At 74.8% G+C, this 21,699-nt stretch carries 13 protein-coding genes; 7 read left to right on the top strand and 6 right to left on the bottom strand.

Translation table 11 applies throughout. The annotated features are described in order from the left end of the window. The first annotated feature begins 50 nt into the window (after positions 1–50). Positions 51–2,408: a transketolase-like TK C-terminal-containing protein gene (locus tag GA0070613_RS02245; RefSeq protein WP_089010751.1), complete on the top strand. Its 2,358-nt coding sequence runs from the start codon at positions 51–53 to the stop codon at positions 2,406–2,408. Positions 2,409–2,438: 30 nt separating this feature from the next. On the opposite strand, the gene GA0070613_RS02240 is transcribed toward GA0070613_RS02245, so the two are convergent. The 3 genes from GA0070613_RS02240 to GA0070613_RS02230 all read right to left on the bottom strand — a co-directional run bounded on the left by GA0070613_RS02240 (position 2,439) and on the right by GA0070613_RS02230 (position 7,258). Continuing rightward, positions 2,439–4,052 (bottom strand): metallophosphoesterase, encoded by a 1,614-nt coding sequence (locus GA0070613_RS02240; RefSeq protein WP_089010750.1) that lies wholly within the window; start codon positions 4,050–4,052, stop codon positions 2,439–2,441. A gap of 120 nt (positions 4,053–4,172) precedes the next feature. Next, complete coding sequence (locus GA0070613_RS02235) at positions 4,173–5,348, bottom strand: PQQ-dependent sugar dehydrogenase (protein ID WP_089010749.1); 1,176 nt, start codon at positions 5,346–5,348, stop codon at positions 4,173–4,175. 98 nt (positions 5,349–5,446) lie between these two features. Continuing rightward, positions 5,447–7,258 carry a SpoIIE family protein phosphatase gene (locus GA0070613_RS02230; RefSeq protein ID WP_089010748.1) on the bottom strand — a complete coding sequence of 604 codons (1,812 nt, stop codon included), beginning with the start codon at positions 7,256–7,258 and terminating at the stop codon, positions 5,447–5,449. Between the two features lie 202 nt (positions 7,259–7,460). Between GA0070613_RS02230 and GA0070613_RS02225 the strand changes: the two genes are divergently transcribed. Continuing rightward, positions 7,461–8,387, top strand: a complete 927-nt coding sequence (locus tag GA0070613_RS02225; RefSeq protein WP_089010747.1) for a 2-hydroxyacid dehydrogenase — start codon at positions 7,461–7,463, stop codon at positions 8,385–8,387. Positions 8,388–8,397: 10 nt separating this feature from the next. Here GA0070613_RS02225 and GA0070613_RS02220 read toward each other — a convergent pair whose 3' ends face one another. Further along, the gene (locus tag GA0070613_RS02220; RefSeq protein ID WP_089010746.1) at positions 8,398–8,775 is read right to left on the bottom strand and encodes a PH domain-containing protein; all 378 of its coding nucleotides are present in this window, start codon (positions 8,773–8,775) and stop codon (positions 8,398–8,400) included. 259 nt (positions 8,776–9,034) lie between these two features. Here GA0070613_RS02220 and GA0070613_RS02215 point away from each other — a divergent pair, with 259 nt between their 5' ends. The 4 genes from GA0070613_RS02215 to GA0070613_RS02200 all read left to right on the top strand — a co-directional run bounded on the left by GA0070613_RS02215 (position 9,035) and on the right by GA0070613_RS02200 (position 16,242). Then, positions 9,035–11,506, top strand: coding sequence for a putative bifunctional diguanylate cyclase/phosphodiesterase (locus tag GA0070613_RS02215; RefSeq protein WP_231929633.1), 2,472 nt, complete (start codon positions 9,035–9,037; stop codon positions 11,504–11,506). A 66-nt stretch (positions 11,507–11,572) separates the two neighbouring features. Continuing rightward, positions 11,573–14,038, top strand: coding sequence for a glycoside hydrolase family 2 protein (locus GA0070613_RS02210; RefSeq protein ID WP_089010745.1), 2,466 nt, complete (start codon positions 11,573–11,575; stop codon positions 14,036–14,038). A gap of 129 nt (positions 14,039–14,167) precedes the next feature. Then, positions 14,168–14,506 (top strand): ArsR/SmtB family transcription factor, encoded by a 339-nt coding sequence (locus GA0070613_RS02205; protein ID WP_089010744.1) that lies wholly within the window; start codon positions 14,168–14,170, stop codon positions 14,504–14,506. Between the two features lie 20 nt (positions 14,507–14,526). Further along, positions 14,527–16,242, top strand: a complete 1,716-nt coding sequence (locus tag GA0070613_RS02200) for a SulP family inorganic anion transporter (RefSeq protein ID WP_089010743.1) — start codon at positions 14,527–14,529, stop codon at positions 16,240–16,242. A gap of 79 nt (positions 16,243–16,321) precedes the next feature. Here the strand turns inward: GA0070613_RS02200 and GA0070613_RS02195 are convergent, their stop codons facing one another. After that, a complete protein-coding gene (locus GA0070613_RS02195) occupies positions 16,322–17,032 on the bottom strand; it encodes a hypothetical protein (protein ID WP_089010742.1) in 711 nt (236 codons plus the stop codon). A 131-nt stretch (positions 17,033–17,163) separates the two neighbouring features. After that, the gene (ilvD, locus tag GA0070613_RS02190) at positions 17,164–19,011 is read right to left on the bottom strand and encodes a dihydroxy-acid dehydratase (protein WP_089015690.1); all 1,848 of its coding nucleotides are present in this window, start codon (positions 19,009–19,011) and stop codon (positions 17,164–17,166) included. A gap of 129 nt (positions 19,012–19,140) precedes the next feature. On the opposite strand from ilvD, the gene GA0070613_RS02185 reads away from it, so the two are divergent. Further along, complete coding sequence (locus GA0070613_RS02185; RefSeq protein WP_408631032.1) at positions 19,141–21,585, top strand: putative bifunctional diguanylate cyclase/phosphodiesterase; 2,445 nt, start codon at positions 19,141–19,143, stop codon at positions 21,583–21,585. The last annotated feature ends 114 nt before the right edge of the window (positions 21,586–21,699 follow it).

Here is a 21,699-nt window from a genome sequence, read left to right as displayed (position 1 = left end):
CGCGCCACCCCTCGCGAGGGCGTCAACGGCGACGCCCGGATGGAGTCACCGTGAACCAGCACGACCTCGACGTCCTCGACGACATCCAGCGCCGGGTGCTCTGGCTCGCCACCCGGATCGTGGACGCCGCCAACCACGACCGGAACACCGGCGACGGGGTGAAGGTCGGCGGGCACCAGGCGTCCAGCGCCTCGCTGGTCACCGCGATGACCGCGCTCTGGTTCGCCCACCTGGACGCCGAGGACCGGGTGGCGGTCAAGCCGCACGCCTCCCCGGTCTTCCACGCCATCCAGTACCTGCTGGGCAACCTGGACCGGTCGTACCTGCCGAAGCTGCGGGCGCGTGGCGGGCTCCAGTCGTACCCGTCGCGGACCAAGGACCCGGACGAGGTGGACTTCTCCACCGGCTCCGTCGGTCTCGGCGCGGCCGCGCCGCTCTTCGCCGCGGTCACCCGCCGCTACGTCGACGCGCACTTCGGCGCCCGGCCGCACTCCCGGTTCGTGGCGCTGATCGGCGACGCCGAGCTGGACGAGGGGAACATCTGGGAGGCGGTGGCCGACCCGGCCACCACCGGGCTGGGCAACGTGATGTGGCTGGTCGACTTCAACCGCCAGTCGCTGGACCGGGTCGTGCCGGGCATCCGGATCAACCAGTGGCGGGGTCAGTTCGAGGCCGCCGGCTGGCACGTCGTGGAGGTCAAGTACGGCCGCAAGCTCGCCGAGGCGTACGCCCGGCCGGGCGGGGCGGTGCTGCGCGACTGGATCGACCGGATGCCGAACGAGCAGTACCAGTCGCTGTTCGGGCTGGCCGGGCCGGCGCTGCGCAAGCAGTTCCTCGACGGCGCGCCGGCCGAGGTGTCCGCCTTCGTCGCGGACATCCCGGACGACGAGCTGGGCCCGCTCGTCACCGACCTGGGCGGCCACGACCTGCAGGCGATGCTCGACGCGTACGCCCAGTGCGACGCGGTCACCGACCGGCCCAGCGTGGTCTTCGCGTACACGGTCAAGGGTTGGGGGCTGCCGATCGCCGGCAATCCGCGCAACCACTCGGCGCTGCTCACCACCGAGCAGGTCGACGCGCTGCGCGCCGCGCACGGCCTCACGCCGGGGACCGAGTGGGACCGCCTCGACCCGGCGTCCCCGGCCGGCATCCGGGCCGGCGAGCGTCGGGAGGCGCTGTCCCGCGCGCCTCGCGAGCGGGCGCTCCGGGTCACCGTCCCGGAAACCACGAAGGTACGCGCGAACAAGCCGGTCTCCACCCAGGAGGTCTTCGGCCGGGTGCTGGTCGACCTGGCCAGGGACGAGAACGTGGCGCCCTACCTGGTGACCACCGCGCCCGACGTGGCCACCTCCACCAACCTCGCCGGCTTCATCAACAAGACCGGCGTCTTCGCCCCCACCGAGCAGCGCTCCTGGACCGAGGACCGGATGCTGCGCTGGACGGAGAGCCCGTCGGGCCAGCACATCGAGCTGGGCATCTCGGAGATGAACCTGTTCCTGCTGCTGGGCCAGCTCGGCCTGTCGTGGGACCTGTCGGGGCAGCCGCTGCTGCCGGTCGGCACGGTCTACGACCCGTTCGTGCTGCGCGGCCTGGACGCATTCCTCTACGGCACCTACTCCGGCTCCCGGTTCGTGGTGGCGGGCACCCCGTCCGGCATCACCCTGGCCCCGGAGGGCGGCGCCCACCAGTCCACCATCACCGCCTCGGTGGGGCTGGAGCTGCCCGGGGTGACCTTCGTCGAGCCCGCCTACGCGGGCAGCCTGGACTGGCTGCTCTGCGACGCGCTCGGCCAGATCGCCGGCGGAGCGGCGCCCGCCGCGACCGCCGCGCCGGCCGAGGACGGGGCGTACTACTTCCGGCTCAGCACCCGACCGATCGACCAGGCGCCGTTCGAGGCGGCCCGGGCCCGGATCGGCGACGCGGTGCTGCGCCGGCAGGTGGTCGCCGGGGCGTACCGGCTGGTGGACGCGCACCAGGCGTACCCGCAGCTGGCGGACGCGCCGGTGGTGCAGCTCGCCGCCTCCGGCGCGGTGCTGCCGGAGGTCCTCGCGGCCGCCGCGGAGCTGGCGGAGGAGGGGGTGGCCGCGCACGTCGTCGACGTCACCTCGCTGGACCGGCTCTACCGGGCCTGGCAGCGGACCCTGCGGCAGGGCGTCCGGACCGCGACCGTGCCGAGCGTGCCCGGCGCGCTGCGGTCGGCCTTCGCGGACCGGGTGCCGGTGGTGACCGTGCACGACGCGGCCTCGCACGCGATGGCCTGGCTCGGTTCGGCCGTCGGCGCCCCGGCGGTGCCGCTCGGGGTGGACGAGTTCGGCCAGTCCGGCAGCGTGCAGGAGCTGTACGAGCTGCACGACCTGCTGCCCGGCAGCATCGTCAACGCCGCTCTGGCCGCCCTGTCGCTGCGCTGATCCGGCACCGGCCGGGGCGCGCGTGCTCGGTCAGCGGGTCGGGCTCGGGCTGGCCGACTCGGGCCCGCCGCGGGTCGGGGTCGGGGTGACCGGCACCTCGGCGCCCTGCGTCGGGTCCTTGATGATGTGCCGCTCCAGGTTGACCTGCGCCTGGCCGGTGCCGCCCACGGTGATGTCGTCGTACGCCTGGAGCATCTTCTGCTGGTCGAAGTAGAGCACCGACATCGACAGTGGGGTGGGCTTCTCGCCCTCCAGGCCCCGCAGCCCGGCGCCACCGGTGGAGCCCTCCACGAACAGCTGCGTCGGCTGCTTCCCCGGCACCTGCGGCAGCTTGGACACCTGCCGGGCGTGGGTGTGCCCGGCCAGCACCAGCGGGCAGGTGCCGGAGAGCGGACCGGCCGAGGCGGGGTCGTGCACCAGCGCGATGTTCACCGGGCGCGGCGAGCCGGTGACGGTGGTGGCCAGCTTCTCGCCGGCGCCGATCACCTGTTCGGCCACCTGCTTGGTCAGGCCGCTGCCCGCCGGTGAGGTGTTCTTGTCCGGGGTGAACCGGGGGTCGCCGATCCCGGCCACGGTCAGCCCGGCCACCGTGGTCGTCGAGTTGTCCAACACGATCGCGTTCGGCTGCTGGGCCACCGCCGCGGCCGTCCGCGCCGAGTCGTGGTTGCCGCGGATGTAGACGTACGGCTTCTTGAGCAGGCCGATCGAGCCGACGAAGGACGCCTCCGGCTCGCTGCCCCAGTCCGTGATGTCGCCCGTGTCGATCACCACGTCGATGCCGAACTGCTCCACCACCGTCCGGATCAGCTGCCACCCGGTGGGGTTGAGGTGCATGTCCGAGACGTGCAGCACCCGCGTGGTGCCGGGCGCCGGTTCGTAGACGGGCAGCGCCGAGACGGTGGTGTAGAGCTGGCTGACGTTGCCCACCAGCCGCTGGAGCTGCTCGGCGTACTTGGTGTAGTCGTTGGCGATCCGGCGGGCGTCGCCGACGATCGCCGGGGCGTTGACCAGCAGTCCCTCGTACCGGGGCTCCTCGATCGCCTGCGGGCGCATGGTCACCGCGGCCAGCCCGAGGCTGCCGGCCGTGATCACCAGGGCCAGCCCACCGGCCCAGGCCGTCCGCCGGATGTCGCGGAAGACCAGCCCCGCCAGCAGCAGGGTGGCCAGCACCGCCGCGCCCAGCGTCTTCAAACCCAGGCGCATCACCCCGGCCCGGATGTCGGCGACGGCGGACTGGCTGGCCCGGCTGATGCTGGCCGGGTCGTCGATCAGCGCCTGGGTCCGCCGCTGGTCGAGCGCGCCCAGCCGGACGGTGAGGTAGGTCGGCCCGTCGTGGCTGTTCAACAGCAGCGCGCCCAGCGGCGGGACGTCGACGGTGGTGCCACCCCGCAGCGACGGGCTCAGGTCGAGCTCCGCCCGGAACGGTCCGATGTCGGTGCCGACGTGCCCACCGGCGTACGTGCCGGCGACCACCCCGCCCAGGGTGACCGCCAGGACGGCCAGCGCCACGCCGAGCCGCCGCAGCCAGCCGGTCCGCCCCGACCGTCCGGTACGCCACGGCCAGCTCGCCCAGCGCCGGGCACGTCCGCTCGCCGGGGCGCCCTCGTCCCCGGTGTCGCGCTGCTCGTTCTCCTGGCCGTCCATGCTGAAATTCTGACCTGCCCGTCTAGGGATCTTGGCAAACCCGAAAAAGCCGGCGCGTCCCGACCTCTCCGGCCCGGCGTGTCGGCCCCCGCGCGGGGGCCGACCGGCTACGACGGGTCGTCAGCTGCGCCCGGCGCCGCCGTCGGCGAAGACCAACCGCAGGATGCGGTCGTCCTCCGGCGCCGGCCGGCCCCGGCCGTCCCGGTTCGAGGTGGTGACCCAGAGCGACCCGTCCGGGGCGGTGGCCACCGCCCGGAGCCGACCGTACTTCCCGGCCAGCAGCTCGCGGGGCTGACCGAGCACGGTGCCCGTGTCGGTCAGCTCGACCAGCCAGAGTCGCTCGCCGCGCAGGCACCCGGTGACCAGCAACCGCTCGGCCACGGCGAGCCCCGAGCAGGAGGCCTCGGCGGTGCGCCACTGCACGATCGGGTCGACGTACCGCTTGTCGCCGGCGCGGCCCTCGACCTGCGGCCAGCCGTAGTTGCCGCCCCGGGTGATCTGGTTGATCTCGTCCCAGGTGTTCTGGCCGAACTCGACGGCGTACATCCGCTTGGCGGCGTCCCAGGCGAAGCCCTGGACGTTGCGGTGCCCCAGCGACCAGACCGGCGAGCCGGGGAAGGGGTTGCCGGCGGCCGGCTTGCCGTCCGGGGTGATCCGGAGGATCTTGCCGCCGAGGCTCTTCCGGTCCTGGGCGTTCGCCTGCCTGCCGGCGTCGCCGGTGCTGGCGTACAGGCTGCCGTCCGGGCCGAAGCCGAGCCCGCCGCCGTTGTGGTTCCGGGCGGCCGGGATGCCGGTGAGGATCGGGGTGGGCCGCCCGCCGAGCTGCAGCCGGGCGATCCGGTTGTCCTGGGCGGTGGTGTAGTAGACGAAGACCGTGCGGTCCCGGGCGTAGGACGGGGAGGCGGCGATGCCCAGCAGCCCGCCCTCGCCGCCGGCGGCCACGTCCGGCACGGTCTGCACGACGGTGACGGTCAGCCCCTCCGGCCCCGAGCCGGGGCCGACCTGGAGGATCCGTCCGCTGTCCCGCTCGGTGACCAGCGCGGCGCCGTCGGGGAGGAAGGCGATGACCCACGGCACCCGCAGCCCTTTCGCCAGCACCGTGGCGACCACCTGCTGACCGGCGCCGCCCGCGCTGGCCGTGGCCGACGGCGTCGGGAGGTTCGGCGGCTCGCCGGCCGGGTCGGGCTCGGGCTCGCCGAAGGCGCAGCCGGCGGTGCCCAGCAGCAGCGCCGCGCAGGACGCCGCCAGCGCCGCCCGGAGGCGGCCGATGCGGGGGTAAGGGGGACGGGCGCTCACCCGGCCCAGCCTAGACCGGTCGGCTGACTGTCCGGGCACGACGGAGCCACCAGGTCCGGGCGGCGGCGCCCGTCCGGGTCGACCCGGTGTGCTCTGGCTCAGCGGGCCCGGAGGGCGAGCAGGGCGACGTCGTCCTCCCGACGGTGCGCCGCGGCGAGCAACCGGTCGCAGAGGTCACCGAGCGGGAGCCTCGCCGCCCCGGCGAGCCGGTCGACCAGCTCGGCCAGCCCCTCGTCGATCGAGCGGTCCCGCCGCTCGATCAGACCGTCGGTGTAGAGCAGCAGCGTGTCGCCCGACGCGAGCGCCAGCTCCCGGCTGGTCCGCCGGCCCTGGCGGGCCAGGCCGAGCAGCGGCTCCCGCGCCCCGTCGAGCACCTCGACCCCACCGTCGGCGCGGATCAGCAGCGGCGCCGGGTGCCCCGCGTTGCACCAGGTCACCGCGAGCCCGTCGGCCCCGGCCGGGCGTACCCGGGCCAGGGTGGCGGTGGCCACCGTGGGGATGCACAGCCCGCGGATCGCCCCGTCGAGGTGACTCATCAGATCGCCCACCGCGTCGGTGCGGCCGTACGCGTTGCCCCGGACCAGGTTGCGGAGCTGACCCATGGTCGCCGCCGCCTCGATGTCATGGCCGGCGACGTCACCGATGGCGGCGATCAGGTCGCCGTCGGGCTGGACGAAGGCGTCGTACCAGTCGCCGCCCACCTCCACCCGGTCCGCGGCGGCCAGGTAACGGGCCGCGAGCTCGATGTCGGGCACCACCGGCAGGTGCGGCAGCATGCTGTGCTGCAGCACCTCGGCGACGTGTCGCTGCTCGCCGTACATCCAGCTGTTGCCGACCGCCTGGCCGGCGCGCCGGCCGATGTCCAGCGCGGTCTGCAGGTCACCGTCGTCGAACGTCCGCCGTTGCGCCCCGCTGACCAGGCTGATGCAGCCGATCGTGCCGCCCCGCCCGGGCGCGGTCACCGGCACGCTGAGCTGGGAGGCGATGTCGAGGCGGGTCGCCAGCGGCGGCAGCTCGGGGTCGATGGTGCCGCGCTCGACGTCGGCCACGCCGGCCGCGCTGCCGAGGACCGGCCGACCGGTACGCAGCACCGACCGGATGATCGACTCCGGGCCGAGGCCGGTGACCATCAGCTCGGCGAAGCGCGCCACGTCGGCGGCCCGGTCCGGGTCCCGGTGCACGGCCGAGACGGTGCGCGGCGCGCCGGTCGGGTCGACCAGGGTGATCAGGCACCAGTCCGCCAGCAGCGGCACCATGGCGTGACTCAGCCGGCTCACCGCCGTGGTGATGTCCAGCGTGCCGGCGAGGGTCTCGCTCATGCCGGCGAGCATGGCGAGCCGGTCGTGTGCCTCCTCGGCGCCTCGGCGGGCCTGCTCGGCGCCCTTCAGCGCGATCCGCAGCCGCAGCTCGGAGGAGCAGGCGGCGGCCAGGTCGGCGAGGGTGCGCAGCTGCTCGGCGGTCCAGGCCCGGGGTTTGCTGTCGATCGCGCAGAGCGAGCCGAGGACCCGGCCGTCCAGGTCGGTCAGCGGGATGCCGGCGTACGCGACCACGCCCAGGTCCTCGATGGCCAGGTTCCGGCGGACCCGCGGGTAGAGCCGGGCGTCCGGCAGCACCATCGGCACTTCGATGTCGACCACGTGCTGGCAGAACGAGTGGCTCAGTGGGGTCTGCCGCCGGCCGGCCCACGGCTCGGGCAGGCCGATCGCGCCGGGGAAGAACTGCCGCTCCGGGGAGACCAGCGAGACCAGCGCGACCGGCACGTCGAGCAGGTCGCTGACCAACCGGGCGATTCGGTCGAAGGCCTCGTCGGGCGTGGCGTCCAGCCGGGTCTCGGCGAGTGCCCGCAGCCGGTCCGGATCGGTGAGCGCCGGGATGGGCGCAGCCGAACGGTCGGCGGGTTCCTCGGTCATCGGTCACCTGTCTGCGCGCGTGGGAACACCGGGCGGCGCTCCGGCATCGGTTATACCCGGCAGGGCGGTCCGGCAACTCGGTCGCACCGCAGTCGTCATCGTCACGTCGCCCGCCGCCGGGGACGGCGGACCGACCGGGTATGACCGGCATATCTGGACACCCCGCGGCCGGCGGTGGCGGCGACGGTTATCGTCGGCGGTCGTGAAGGTATGGATCCCGCACCGCGCCGGTCACGCCCTCCTCGGTGAGCTGCCCGCGGGCGTTCGCGTGGAAGTGATGGACGACCCGGCCCGGCTCCCGTCAGCCCCGGACGACGTGCGGTTCTGGGTGCCGCCGTTCCTCTCGGGTCCCGACGCCGGCGCCCTGCTGGCCGAGTTGCCCGACCTTGAGGTGGTGCAGCTGCTCTCCGCCGGGGCGGACGCCTGGGTGGGCCGGATGCGCGAGGGGGTCACGCTCTGCGACGCCCGCGGCGTGCACGACTCGGCCACCGCCGAGTGGGTGGTCGCCGCCGTCCTGTCGCAGCTGCGCGGCTTCGGTCCGCTGGCCCGGGCGCAGGGGCGCCGCGAGTGGGCGTACGACGAGGTGGCGCCCACCGACGAGCTGGCCGGCAAGCGGGTGCTGATCGTCGGTGCCGGCTCGATCGGCGCGGCGGTCCGGGCCCGACTGGCCCCGTTCGAGGTCACCTTCACCCTGGTCGCCCGCACCGCCCGGCCGGCCGAGGGGGTGCACGGGGTGGACGAGCTGCCCGGCCTGCTGCCGGAGGCGGACGTGGTGGTGCTGCTGGTGCCGTTGACCGAGCGGACCCGGGGGCTGGTCGACGAGAAGTTCCTCGCCGCGATGCCCGACGGCGCGCTGCTGGTCAACGCCGCCCGCGGCCCGGTGGCCCGGACGTCGGCGCTGGTCGCCGAGCTGACCACCGGTCGGCTCCGGGCCGCGCTGGACGTCACCGATCCCGAGCCGCTCCCCGCCGACCATCCCCTGTGGGGGCTGCCGAACGTGCTGCTCACCCCGCACGTCGCCGGCTCGGTGCGTGGGCTCCTGCCGCGGGCGTACCGGCTGGTGGGGGAGCAGCTGGGCCGGTTCGCGGCCGGCGAGCCGCTGGTCAACCGGGTGGTGGACGGCTACTGACGGGGCCGGCTCAGCGGGTGTTGTCGGGCAGTTCCTGGCCGGTGGCGGCGATCAGCCGGGGCAGGTCGGCGGCCCGGACGGCGGGCAGCACCAGGCGCTCGCCGTCGTCGAGCCGGACGATCGCCCGGCCGCGCCCGTCGGCGGTCAGCTCCGCGACCCGGTCCCAGGCGATCCGGCGCTGCCCGGCGAGCGCCCGCAGCCGCAGCTCGCGCGGGTCGGCCTCGGTGCCGGACCGCCAGGCCCAGACCGCGACGGCCAGCGGGATCAGCAGCACCCAGAGCAGCCACCAGCGGGCGGTGGCCAGCGGCAGGGCGCCGATGAACGCGACGATCGCGGCGACCAGGATCGCCTGGTTGGGCCGGAAGCGGACGGTGTCGGCGGGACTCACCCCCCGATGATCGCACCCCGGCCCGGCCCGGCTCCGCCCGGGCGGCGAGGCGAAGGCGCGGTGCCCGGATGTGACCGGCGTCACCGCAATGACCCGTAACCGCTCGTCGTAGGAGTCGTTGGTTCGCGTGGTCGCGCCCAGGTGCCGCCCGCCGGCCCCGTCGCATCACCGTTGCCACCGTCCGACCCCGTACCGCCGACACACCCCGCACGTCGTTCCGAAACGCACCGCCCCGTGCCCCCTCACGAAGGCGACCGTCGTGTCCGTCGCGTACTCCTCCGGCGAGCACCGTCGCCGACCGTCGCCGCCCGACCTCGTCGTGCTGGCGGTCGGCACGCTGCTCGTCCTGGCCGGCGCCGTCGGCCTCGTCCCGCCGTCGGCGGCCCTGGCGCTCGCCGTCGCGGCCGGTTCCGCAGTGGCCTGCGTCCGGCTCTCCTGGCTCGCCGGCACCCCGGTCACCCCGTCCGCGCCGGCCCCGTCCGCCGGCCCGGTGCCGCCCGTCCGGGTCGGCGCCGCGCAGCCCGCGTGGAGCGGCGCGGGAGCGCCGCCCGGCGGCGCCGCCCATGCGTCGGTCTGCATGGAACACCGCCCGCCGGCGGCAACCGAACCGAGCCCGCCGACCGGGCGGCACGCCCGGCGGCTCGCGTTGTCCCGCCGGGTGGTGGCGAGCCTCGACGCGGCCGTGCTGGCGGCCGGGCTCACCGTCGCCGTGCTGCCGCTGACCGAGGCGGCGCACCGGCCGCCGGTCGTGCTGATGGGGCTGGCCGTCGTCGCCGCGCTCCAGGCCGTGGGCCTGTTCCGGCTGCCCGGGCGCTCCCGGCTCGCCGGCCCGCAACGGCTCCGCCGGACCGTGGACGTGGTCGGCCTCGGCGTCAGCCTGATCTTCGCCGGCTGGGTGCTGCTGCCGGCGGGCCAGGTGCCGCCGCTGGCCCGGACCGTGAGCGTCGCCGGCGCGGCCGGGCTGGCGGTGCTGGTCGTCGCCGCGCTGGCCGACCGGCGGCACCGCCCGGGCGCGGCGCTCTGCCGGGCCGGAGCGGCGGCCACCCTGTCCGGGCTGGCCGGTCTCGCGGTGCTGCTGGCCTACGCGGCGCCGGAGCGCGCCGTCCTCACCGTGGTGCCGCCGCTGGTGGCGGGCGCGCTGCTCACCGCCGCGGGGGCCCGGCGCGCCTCGGTCGGGGAGGCCCTGCGCCCCGACGGGCCGCCCGCGACCTGGCCCCGGGTGACCGCCCCGGCGGGCATCGCCGCGCTCGCCGCCGGCCACCACCTCTGGGCGGTGGGGGAGTTCACCGCACCGGCGATCGCGCTCGGGTTGGCGGTGATCCCGCCGATGGTCCTGCAGGAACTGCTGACCGCCGCGGACCACCGCCGGCACGCCGAGCGGCTCATCGCCCGCGAGGCGCGGCTGCGGGAGCTCGTCGGAGACCTCGACGAGCGGGACCAGCGGGCCCGGACGGTGCGCCGGCTCACCGCCACCGACCAGCTCACCGGGCTGGCCACCCGCCGGGAGTTGCTGCGCGGGCTGGCCGGCCGCGATGCGGGAAAGCCACCCGGGACGCTGCTCGTCGTCGACCTGCACCGGCTGAGCATGGTCAACGACGGGTCGGGGCACGCGGTGGGCGACGAGGTGCTGGTGGAGGTCGCCGGTCGGCTCCGGGCCGACTGCGGTCCCGCGGACCTGGTGGCCCGGCTGACCGGTGACGAGTTAGCGGTGCTCACCGACGTCGGGCCGGTGCTGGCGTACGCGCTGGCCACCCGGCTGATCGCCGCGCTGACCGAGCCGTATCCGCTGCCCGGCGGGGCGACGCGCCTGCAGGCCACCGTCGGGCTGGCCGAGACCGCCGGAGGTGATCCGGAGGACGTGCTGCGCCAGGCGGACCTGGCCCGCCGCCGGGCGGTGCAGCTCGGCCGGGACCGGGTCGAGTGGTACGACGCCTACCTGGAGGAGCAGCTGGTCCGCCGGCTGGACCTGGAACGCGAGCTGCCCGGGGCGATCGCCCGGGGCGAGCTGGACCTGGTCTACCAGCCGGTGCTGGCCCTCGCGGACCGGCTGCCGGTGGGCACCGAGGCGTTGCTGCGCTGGCGCAGCCCGGTGCTGGGGACGGTGCTCCCCGCCGAGCTGCTGCCGGTCGCGGAGGACCTGGACCTCGTTGGCGAGGTGGGCCGCTGGGTGCTCCACCGCGCCTGCCGGCAGCTCGCCGAGTGGTCCGACGGCGGTCGGGAACTCTGGATGTCGGTGAACGTCGGGCCCCGGGAGCTGGCCGCGCCCGACTTCGTGCCGCGTACCGCCACCGCGCTCGCCGCGTACGGCGTGCCCGCGGACCGGCTGGTGGTCGAGGTGGCGGAGCCGGCGGTCGTCGCCGCCGAGCTGCCCACCGTGGTGGCCCGGCTGGCCGGGCTCCGCTCACTGGGCGTGCGGACGGCGCTGGACGACTTCCGGGCCGAGCACGCCTCGCTGGCCCAGCTCCGCAAGCTCCCGATCGACCTGCTCAAGGTCGGCCCGCACCTGGTCGGGGCGGCCGGCGACGCGCAGCGGCCGCTGATCGACGTGGTGGTCAGCCTCGGTGACCGGCTGGGGGTGGACGTGGTGGTCGAGGGGCTGGAGTCCGAGGCCGGGGTCGCCGGGGCGCGCCGGGCCGGCTGCCGGTACGGCCAGGGCTTCGCGCTGGCGCGGCCGGCGACCGCGGAGCGGGTGGAGGCGTGGTTCGAGGAGTTACCGTCGACCTCCCGTTGAGCCGGCTTGTTCAGGAAGTGCCGTGGGCGCCATCGTTCGCGGGATCATGGAAGGCGTGGTGAAGTCGTGAGCCGTCAAGTGCTGCGCGAGGGCTGGGTGCTGCGGGCCGTATCCGGTCCGCAGGTGCCGCCGGAGATCGCCGACCAGGCGGTGCCGGCCACCGTGCCGGGCTGCGTGCACACCGACCTGCTCGCCGCCGGCCTCATTCCCGACCCCTATCTCGACGACAACGAGACCGGACTGGCCTGGATCGGGCGCACCGACTGGGTCTACGAGACGACCTTCGCCTGGCAGCCCGGCGGCGACGACCGGGTGGACCTGGTCTGCGCCGGGCTGGACACCGTCGCCACGGTCACCCTCAACGGCGCCGAGGTCGGCCGCACCGAGAACATGCACCGTGGTCACCGGTTCGGTGTCCGGTCGTTGCTGCGGTCCGGCCAGAACACGCTGACCGTCCGCTTCGACTCTGCGTACCGCTACGCGGAGGCGCACCGGGACCGGCTCGGTGACCGGCCGAACGCCTACCCGGAGCCGTTCAACTTCATCCGTAAGACGGCGTGCAACTTCGGCTGGGACTGGGGTCCCACCGTGGTGACGGCGGGCATCTGGCAGGAGATCGGGCTGCACGCCTGGTCCACCGCCCGGCTCGGCACCGTCCGGCCGCTGGTCACCGTCGCCGACGGCACCGGCCGGGTGGAGCTGCACGTCGAGGTCGAGCGGGGGACCGAGGCGCCGGTCACCGTCCGCGCCACGGTCGCCGACGCGGCCGGCGAGGCGACCATCCCGGCGGGGGAGCGCGCGGCCGTGCTGACCCTCACGGTCCGCGATCCCGCGCGGTGGTGGCCCCGGGGGTACGGCGAGCAGCCGCTCTACCCCCTCGACGTAACCCTCTGCGCGGAGGACGGCCGGGCGCTGGACGCGTGGTCCCGCCGGATCGGATTCCGCTCGGTACGCCTCGACACCGCCCCCGACGCGCACGGCTCGGCGTTCGCCCTGCACGTCAACGACGTGCCGGTCTTCGTCCGCGGGGTCAACTGGATCCCCGACGACGCCTTCCCGAACCGGGTGACCCGGCAGCGGCTGGCCGAACGGTTCGACCAGGCCGCCGGGGCGAACATCAACATGCTCCGAGTCTGGGGCGGCGGCCGGTACGAGTCGGCGGACTTCTACGAGCTGGCCGACTCCCTCGGCCTGCTGGTGCAGCAGGACTTCCTCTTCGCCTGCGCCGCGTACCCGGAGGAGGAGCCGTTCCGCTCGGAGATCGAGGCGGAGGCGGTCGAGCAGGTGACCCGGCTGGCCGCCCACCCGTCGCTGGTGCTCTGGACGGGCAACAACGAGAACATCTGGGGCTGGCACGACTGGGACTGGCAGGAGCCCCTCGCCGGCCGCACCTGGGGGCGCGGCTACTACCTGGAGCTGCTGCCCCGGATCGTCGGCGAGCTGGACCCGACCCGGCCGTACTGGCCGGGCAGCCCCTGGTCGGGCAGCGAGGAGGTGCACCCGAACGACCCGGCGCACGGCACCACGCACATCTGGGACGTCTGGAACACCGACGACTACCCGAAGTACCGGGAGTACCTGCCGCGCTTCGTCGCCGAGTTCGGCTACCAGGCGCCCCCGGCGTACGCGACGCTGCGCCGGTCCATCTCCGACGAGCCCCTCGCCCACGACTCGCCGGGCATGGCGCACCACCAGAAGGCGATCGACGGTGACCTCAAGCTTCAGCGCGGGCTGGACGCTCACCTGCCGGCGCCCGCCGACTTCGACGACTGGCACTACCTGACCCAGCTGAACCAGGCCCGGGCCATCCAGCTCGGGGTGGAGCACTTCCGGTCGCACCGGCCCGTCTGCATGGGCACCATCGTCTGGCAGCTCAACGACTGCTGGCCGGTCACCTCGTGGGCGGCCGTGGACGGCGACGGCCGGCGCAAGCCGCTCTGGTACGCGTTGCGCCGGGCGTACGCCGACCGGCTGTTGACCGTGCAGCCGCGGGACGGCGGACTGGCCCTGGTGGCGGTGAACGAGACCGGCGCTGCGTGGCGCGCGCCGGCCACGGTCACCCGGCTCACCCTGGCCGGGGAGCCGAGGGCCAAGAACTCGGTTGAGCTGGACGTCCCCGCGTACGGCTCGGTGGTGCTGGCGCTGCCGGCGGAGCTGGCGCGGCCGGACGACGCCCGGCGCGAGCTGCTGGTCGCCGACGCCGGCGACCCGGCGGAGCGGACGCTGTGGTTCTTCGCCGAGGACCGGGAGGTGCAGTGGCCGGCGGCGGAGCTGGACGCGCTGGTCGAGCCGGTTGATGACGGCCAGCGGGTCCGGGTGACCGCCAGTACGATGCTGCGCGACCTGGCCCTCTTCCCGGACCGGCTGGACCCGTCCGCGCAGGTGGACCAGGCGCTGGTCACCCTGCTGCCGGGAGAGTCCGCGACCTTCACCGTGCGGGCCGACGCGCCGCTGGACCCGGCGGCGCTGACCGCCCGCCCGGTGCTGCGCTGCGTCAACGACATCACCGGCCGCGTCTCGCAAGCGGGCTGATCACGCATAGTCTTCCCCGGCCCCGACACGCCGCCCCGGGTCGGAGCGGCCCCTCCGCCGCGACGCCACTGGACGGACTTGAAGAATTCTGCAAGTGCTAAAGTCTTCAGGGTCTTCGGGGAGGTTCTCATGTCGGTACCGCTGTACCAGGCGAAGGCGGAACTGTTCCGCACCCTCGGGCATCCGGTCCGGATCCGGGTGCTCGAACTGCTCCAGGACGGGCCCAAGCCGGTCCGGGACCTGCTCGCGGCGATCGACGTCGAGGCGTCCAACCTCTCCCAGCAGCTCGCCGTGCTGCGCCGCGCCGGGATGGTCACCTCCCACCGCGATGGCCCGCTGGTCATGTATGCGCTCAGCACCCCCGACGTGGCCGACCTGCTGGCCGCCGGGCGGCGCATCCTCGGCGCGGTTCTCACCGACCGGGACGGCCTCCTCGACGAGCTGCGCGCCTCGGGAGGGGACCGGTGAGCGGACCGGCCGTGGGCCAAGTGACGCGGCAGGCCACCGGGCGAGCTGTCGCTGATTTCGTCCGGGACCGGGTGCTCGGACTGCTTCCCGCGCGGGCCGATTGGGCGGCGGTCCGCCGCTCGCCCCGGCAGGACCTGCTGGCCGGGCTGACCGTGGCGGTGGTGGCGCTGCCGCTGGCCCTGGCGTTCGGCGTCACCTCCGGACTGGGCGCCCAGGCGGGGCTGGTCACCGCCGTGGTTGCCGGCGCCGTGGCCGCCGTCTTCGGGGGCTCCAACCTCCAGGTCTCCGGCCCCACCGGGGCGATGACGGTGGTGCTGGTCCCGGTGGTGCAGCGCTTCGGCCCCACCGGGGTGCTCATGGTCGGGGCGATGGCCGGGCTGGTGCTGATCGCCCTCGCTCTGGCCCGCCTCGGCCGGTACGTCCGCTACCTGCCCACCCCGGTGATCGAGGGCTTCACAGCCGGCATCGCGGTGGTGATCGCCCTGCAACAGGTGCCCGCCGCGCTGGGCGTGACCGACGCCCACGGCGAGAAGGTCTGGGCGGTGGCCGCCGACGCGGTCACCCGGTTCGTCGTTCACCCGAAGCCGGCGGCCCTGGCGGTGGCCCTCGCCGTCGCGGCGCTGATGCTGCTCGGCGCCCGGTGGCGGCCCCGGCTGCCGTTCTCGCTGCTCGGCGTGGCCGCCGCGACCGTCCTCGCCGAGCTCGCCCCGGTCGACCTGGTCCGGATCGGCGCGCTCCCGCAGGGCCTGCCCGCGCCGTCGCTGGGGTTCCTCGACCTCGACGCGGTGGGCGTGCTGCTGCCCAGCGCGCTCGCGGTGGCCGCCCTCGCCGCGCTGGAGAGCCTGCTGTCGGCCACCGTCGCCGACGGGATGACGGTCGGCCAGCGGCACGACCCGGAGCGGGAACTATTCGGCCAGGGCCTGGCCAACCTCGCCTCCCCGCTCTTCGGCGGCATCCCGGCGACCGCCGCCATCGCCCGCACGGCGGTGAACGTCCGCGCCGGGGCGGCCTCGAAGCTGGCCGCCCTCACCCACGCCCTCGCCCTCGCCGCGATCGTGCTGGCCGCCGCGCCGCTGGTCGGCCGGATTCCCCTCGCCGCGCTGGCCGGCGTGCTGCTGGCCACCACCGTGCGGATGGTCGAGGCCGGATCCCTCTGGGCGCTCGCCCGGGCGACCCGCGGCGACGCGGTCGTGCTGGTGCTCACCTTCGCCGTCACCGTGATCTGGGATCTGGTGACCGCGGTGGCCGTCGGTCTGGCCGTCGCCGTCGTCCTCGCGCTGCGCGCGGTCGCCCGCAGCGCCCGGCTGGAACAGGTCCCCCTCGACCCCGGCGAGCACCGCGCCGAGGAGCACGCGCTGCTGGCCGAGCACATCGTGGCCTACCGGCTGGACGGGCCGCTCTTCTTCGCCGCCGCGCACACCTTTCTGCTGGAGCTCTCCGAGGTCGCCGACGTCCGGGTGGTCGTCCTGCGGATGTCCCGGGTGACGACGATGGACGCCACCGGGGCGCACGTCCTCGGCGACGCGATCCGCCGGCTGCGGGGACGCGGTATCACCGTCCTGCTCTCCGGCATCACCCCCGGCCACGAGCAGGTCCTCAGCACCCTCGGGGTCGCCGACGAGCTGCGTCGCGAGGGGCTGGTCTTCCCGGACACCCCGGCCGCGATCCGCCACGCCCGCACGATCGCGCTGGGCGCAGCCGATGTCGGTGCCCCCGCGGCAGCCGCCACCGTCTGACCCGGCCGGCCGGTCCCTCCCGGTCGGGGACGCCGTCGGCGGGCTGGTGCCCCGCCGATGATCCGGACGGCAGGGGTCGTCAGCTCGGCAGCGCGCCCAGGGCGGCGAGGAGTTCCCACCGCTCGTCGACGTTGAGCACGGCGTAGGCCGGCTCGTCGAGGCGGTCGGTCTCGGCCTCGATCGTCTGGCGCTGCGGCCCGTCCGGCAGCGCCCGGATCTGCTCGACGGTCAGCCCGGCGGCACGCCACGCGGCCCGGTGCGCGTCCGCCCGGTGGTGGCGCAGCGCGCCGAGCCGGGTGACCAGCCGCATGGCCGGCGAGGCGTCGTCCGGCTCGTAAACCGGGGTCATCGCCCGGAACGCCGGCCCGCCGGTGGCCAACCCGGCCTCCAGCACCCGGCCGACCAGGTCCGCCAGCCGGGGCGCCGACGACAGCCCGGGAAGCATGCTCGGCCCGGAACTCCAGCGTTCCGCGGCGGCCTCGGCGGTCGCCCGCTGCGCGAAGAGCGCCAGCTCCCGGCCCCGTTCGGTCAGCCGCCAGGCGCCGTCCTCGTCGATGACGACCACGCCCTGGGCCAGCTCGGCGGTCATGTCCCCGTCCGTGTAGACCAGGGCGTCGGCCAGCGCCTCCGCCGGCATCGGCCGGGCCAGCACCCCGGAGAAGAAGCTGTATTCGAAGCCGAGGCCGGCACCCCGGTCGGCGTAGAACGCCTCCATCCGCGGCCGGGCCGCCCAGCGCGCGCTCACGTACACCCGGTCGATGACCGGTCGGATCAGTCGTGCGTAGCTCATGATCGCCTCCCCGGCGCCGGACGCTACCCGTCCCGGGCGACCCGTGGGGGCCTTGTCGGCCGCGGAGAATGGCGTGACCGGAACGGGCGGGCTGCGGGCTACGCTCCCGCGTCAGCCCGGACCCGGACCGCTCACTCCGGCACGCGGCGGTAGGCGCCGTCGCTGGCCGAGGTGGCCATCGAGGCGTACGCGCGCAGCGCCGCCGACACCGGCCGCTGCCGGTCGGTCGGGGTGTACGGGCGGTCCCGCTTCTCCTCGGCGACCCGGCGGGCCTGGAGCACGTCGTCCGGCACGTTGAGCTCGATCGACCGGCCGGGGATGTCGATGACGATCTCGTCGCCCTCGCGGACCAGCGCGATCAGCCCGCCCGACGCCGCCTCCGGGGAGACGTGCCCGATCGACAGCCCGGAGGTGCCGCCGGAGAACCGGCCGTCGGTGAGCAGCGCGCAGGACCGGCCCAGCCCCCGACCCTTGAGGAACGAGGTGGGGTAGAGCATCTCCTGCATGCCGGGGCCGCCCTTCGGGCCCTCGTACCGGATCACCACCACGTCGCCGGCGACCACCTGCTTGGCCAGGATCGCCGACACCGCGTCGTCCTGCGACTCGTAGACCTTCGCCGGGCCGCGGAACGTCAGGCACTCCTCGGGCACGCCCGCGGTCTTCACCACGCAGCCGTCCGGGGCCAGGTTGCCGTGCAGGATGGCCAGCCCGCCGTCGGCGGAGTACGCGTGCTCCCGGTCCCGCACGCACCCGCCGGCCGCGTCCGTGTCGAGAGACGACCAGCGGTTGGTGGTGGAGAACGGCTCGGTGGTGCGCACCCCGCCCGGGGCGGCGTGGAACAGCTCGACCGCCTCCGGCTTCGGCGACCCGCCCCGGACGTCCCAGTCCGTGAGCCACTGCGCGAGCGAGGGGGAGTGGACCGCGTGCACGTCCCGGTTGAGCAGGCCCGCGCGCTCCAGCTCGCCGAGGATGGCCGGGATGCCGCCGGCCCGGTGCACGTCCTCCATGTGGAACTGCGGGGAGTTCGGCGCCACCTTGGCCAGGCAGGGCACCCGGCGGGAGATGGCGTCGATGGCGGCCACGTCGAAGTCCAGCTCGGCCTCCCGGGCGGCGGCGAGCAGGTGCAGGATCGTGTTGGTCGACCCGCCCATGGCCACGTCCAGGGCGACCGCGTTCTCGAAGGCGCTCCGGCTGGCGATGGCGCGGGGCAGCACCGAGGCGTCGTCGCCGTCGTACCAGCGCTTGGCGATCTCCACGACGGTGCGGCCGGCCTCGACGAAGAGCGACCGGCGGGCGGCGTGGGTGGCCAGCGTCGACCCGTTGCCGGGCAGGGCCAGGCCGATCGCCTCGGTCAGGCAGTTCATCGAGTTGGCGGTGAACATGCCGGAGCAGGATCCGCAGGTCGGGCAGGCCGAGCGCTCGATCTCGCCGAGCTGGTCGTCGGTGACCGCCTCGTTGGAGGACGCGATCATCGCGTCGATCAGGTCGATCTTGGAATGCACGATCCCCTCGATCGCCACCGTCTTGCCGGCCTCCATCGGGCCGCCGGAGACGAAGACGGTCGGGATGTTCAGCCGCAGCGCGGCGAGCAGCATCCCCGGGGTGATCTTGTCGCAGTTGGAGATGCAGACCAGGGCGTCCGCGCAGTGCGCGTTGACCATGTACTCCACCGCGTCGGCGATCAGCTCCCGGCTGGGCAGCGAATAGAGCATGCCGCCGTGGCCCATGGCGATGCCGTCGTCCACCGCGATGGTGTTGAACTCCCGGCCCACGCCGCCGGCCTCGGCCACCGCGTCGGCGACCAGGCCGCCGAGGTCCTTGAGGTGTACGTGACCGGGCACGAACTGGGTGAAACTGTTGGCGATGGCGACGATCGGCTTGCCGAAGTCGTCGTCGGTCATCCCGGTGGCCCGCCACAGGGCCCGGGCACCGGCCATCGTCCGACCGTGGGTGGAGGTCCTCGACCGCAGCTCAGGCATGCCTACCAGTCTGACACTGGACTGGCGGCGACCCCCGGGCGCGCGTGGCGTGTCCCAACAGTTGCACACCCGGTGCCCCACGGAGCGCGCCCGTCCGGCACAGTTGATGTCGTGCACTTCCCCCCGGGCATGGTCGCCGTCGCGGTGCTGAGCGGGCTCGTCGCGGCCGTCGCCACCGCACTGCTGGCCGCGTCGGCCCGCCGCCGGGTCGGGCCACACCGCCAGGCCCACGTGCTGCTCGCCGCCGCGGCCGGGATCGCGCTGCTCAGCCTCGTCGTCGGGGTCGGCGCCACGCTCGCCCACAGCGAGCACTGGGCCCACCAGCAGGGGCAGCGCACCAACTTCGCGATCCTGGTCTCGGTCGGCACGGCGCTGTGCGGGCTCGCCCTCGGCGCCGCCCTGCTCCGGCTGCCCGGGGCGGCCACGGCCGGGCCCGCCACCGCCCGGCTGCTCCTCGACGGCCTGATCATGGCCAGCGCGCTCTGGTTCGTCGGCTGGGTGGCCTTCGCCGAACCGACCCGGCTGCTCGGTGCGGCCACCCCGACGGCCTGCGTACCGATCGTGCTGGCCACGGTGACCGCCGCGCTCACCATCGGGCTGACCATGATCATGTTGCTGCGGGCTGCTCCGCCCCGGCGCCGGCTCGCCCTGCTCGGCGCCGGTGTCACCGCGGTGAGCTGCGGCGGGCTCGGCCTCGCCGCCGGGCTCTGCCAGGCCGGCCCGGCGATGGCGCTGACCGGCGCGGCGGTGCAGGCGGCGGGGCTGCTCGCCACCGTCGTGGCGGTGCACCGGGCCGATCTGCCCGGTCAGGTGGACGTCGACCTGATCCGCCGGGACGGCGAGTACGCCTTCGTGCCCATGTTCGCCATGGTCGCCTCGGCGATGTTCCACCTCTTCCAGGGCGGCCGGTTCGACGTGTTCGGCATCGTCGCCGGCAGCGTGGAGGGCTTCGCGCTGGTGGCCCGGCAGTACCTCGCCCTCAACGACGTGCGCGGCTACGCCGGCCGGCTGGCCGAGCGGGAGGCGCACTTCCGCGAGCTGGCGCACACCGACCCGCTGACCGGCCTGGCCAACCGGCGCGGGCTGCTGCGGGCGCTGCAGCGCTGCGTCGAGGCCGACGTGCCCTGCGTGCTGCTCGGCCTCGACCTGGACGGCTTCAAGAACATCAACGACATGCGCGGCCACGACGTCGGCGACGCGGTGCTCGCCGAGGTGGGCCGCCGGCTGCGCGGCAACCTGCGCCCGGGCGACCTGGCGGCCCGGCTGGGCGGCGACGAGTTCGCGGTGCTGATGCACGGCTCGACCGACGCGGACCGGGTGGCCGAGCGGCTGCTCGGGGTGCTGGGCCGCCCGTACGACCAGCCCGAGGGGCCGGTCTTCCTCTCGGTCAGCATCGGGGTGGCCGGGCACTGCGGCGAGCCCGACGTGGAGCTGCTGCTGCGCAACGCCGACCTGGCCCTGCGCTACGCCAAGCAGCGGGGCAAGAACCGGATCGAGCGGTACGACGCCGCGTACGACCAGCTGCTGCGCCGGCGTACCAAGCTCGAGCACGAGCTGCGCGGGGCGATCGAGCGCGACGAGCTGCGGCTGGCGTTCCAGCCGGTGGCGTCGCTGCCCTCGGTGCGTCCGGTCGGCGCCGAGGCGCTGCTCCGCTGGCGCCACCCGGAGCTGGGCAACGTCCGCCCGGACGAGTTCATCCCACTCGCCGAGGAGTGCGGGATGATCGCCAAGCTCGGGGCCTGGGTGCTGCACCAGGCCTGCTACCAGCTCTCCCGCTGGTTGGCCGACGGCCACGACGTCTGGGTCTCGGTGAATGTCTCCCCGCGTGAGCTGCACGCCCCGGAGTACGTCGTCCAGGTCGCCGACGCGCTGCGCGCCCACCACGTGCCGCCGCAGCGGCTGGTGCTGGAGGTCACCGAGCACGTCGTCGCCACCGATCTCGACGAGTTGATCCGGCGGCTGGCGGCGCTGCGGCTCACCGGGGTCCGGATCGCGTTGGACGACTTCGGCGCCGGCTACTCCTCGCTGGGGCAGCTGCGCCGGCTGCCGATCGACATCCTCAAGATCGACCACAGTCTGGTCGCCGAGCACGAGCCGGTGCGTCCGGTCGGCCGGGACGGGCCGGCGTTCGCGCCGATGGTCGACATCGTCATGCGCCTCGGTCACCAGCTCGGGCTCGAGGTGATCGCCGAGGGCGTCACCAACCCGACCGAGCTGGCCGCGGTGGTCGCCGCGGGCTGCCGGTTCGGCCAGGGGGCGCTCTTCGGCTGGGGGGTGCCGGCCGAGCACCTGGAGGCGATGCTGGAGGCGGCGACCTCGCCCGGCGCGCGCCCCGCGCCGCTGCCCCCCGGTCCGCCGCCCGCGCCGGTCCGCCCCGCGCCGTCGCCGCTCCTGCCGCGCCTGCGGTCGAACCCGCCGGCGCCGACGCCGCCGGTGCCCGCCCCACGCGCTTCGCAGGAGGGTTTCCCGCAGGTGGGAGTGGCTCGGGATGCCACGTCCGGGTACGACACGCCCACGTCCGTGAACCAAAATGTGGGATCAGTTGACTCATCGCGTGAGATGCGTCAGGCTTAGCCGCATGTCGTCGAACCGGTCGCTGCGAGTACTTACCTGAGCGCACTCTCCCTCATCGAGAGTGCGCTGGCCCCGTGCATCTGCACGTGGGCCGTTTTTATTGCCGTCGGACCC

The sequence above is a fragment of the Micromonospora inositola genome, from assembly GCF_900090285.1.
Classification (GTDB): Bacteria; Actinomycetota; Actinomycetes; order Mycobacteriales; family Micromonosporaceae; genus Micromonospora; species Micromonospora inositola.
Note: the sequence above shows the minus strand (reverse complement) of the source record. Positions and strands in the feature narration are given on the sequence as shown.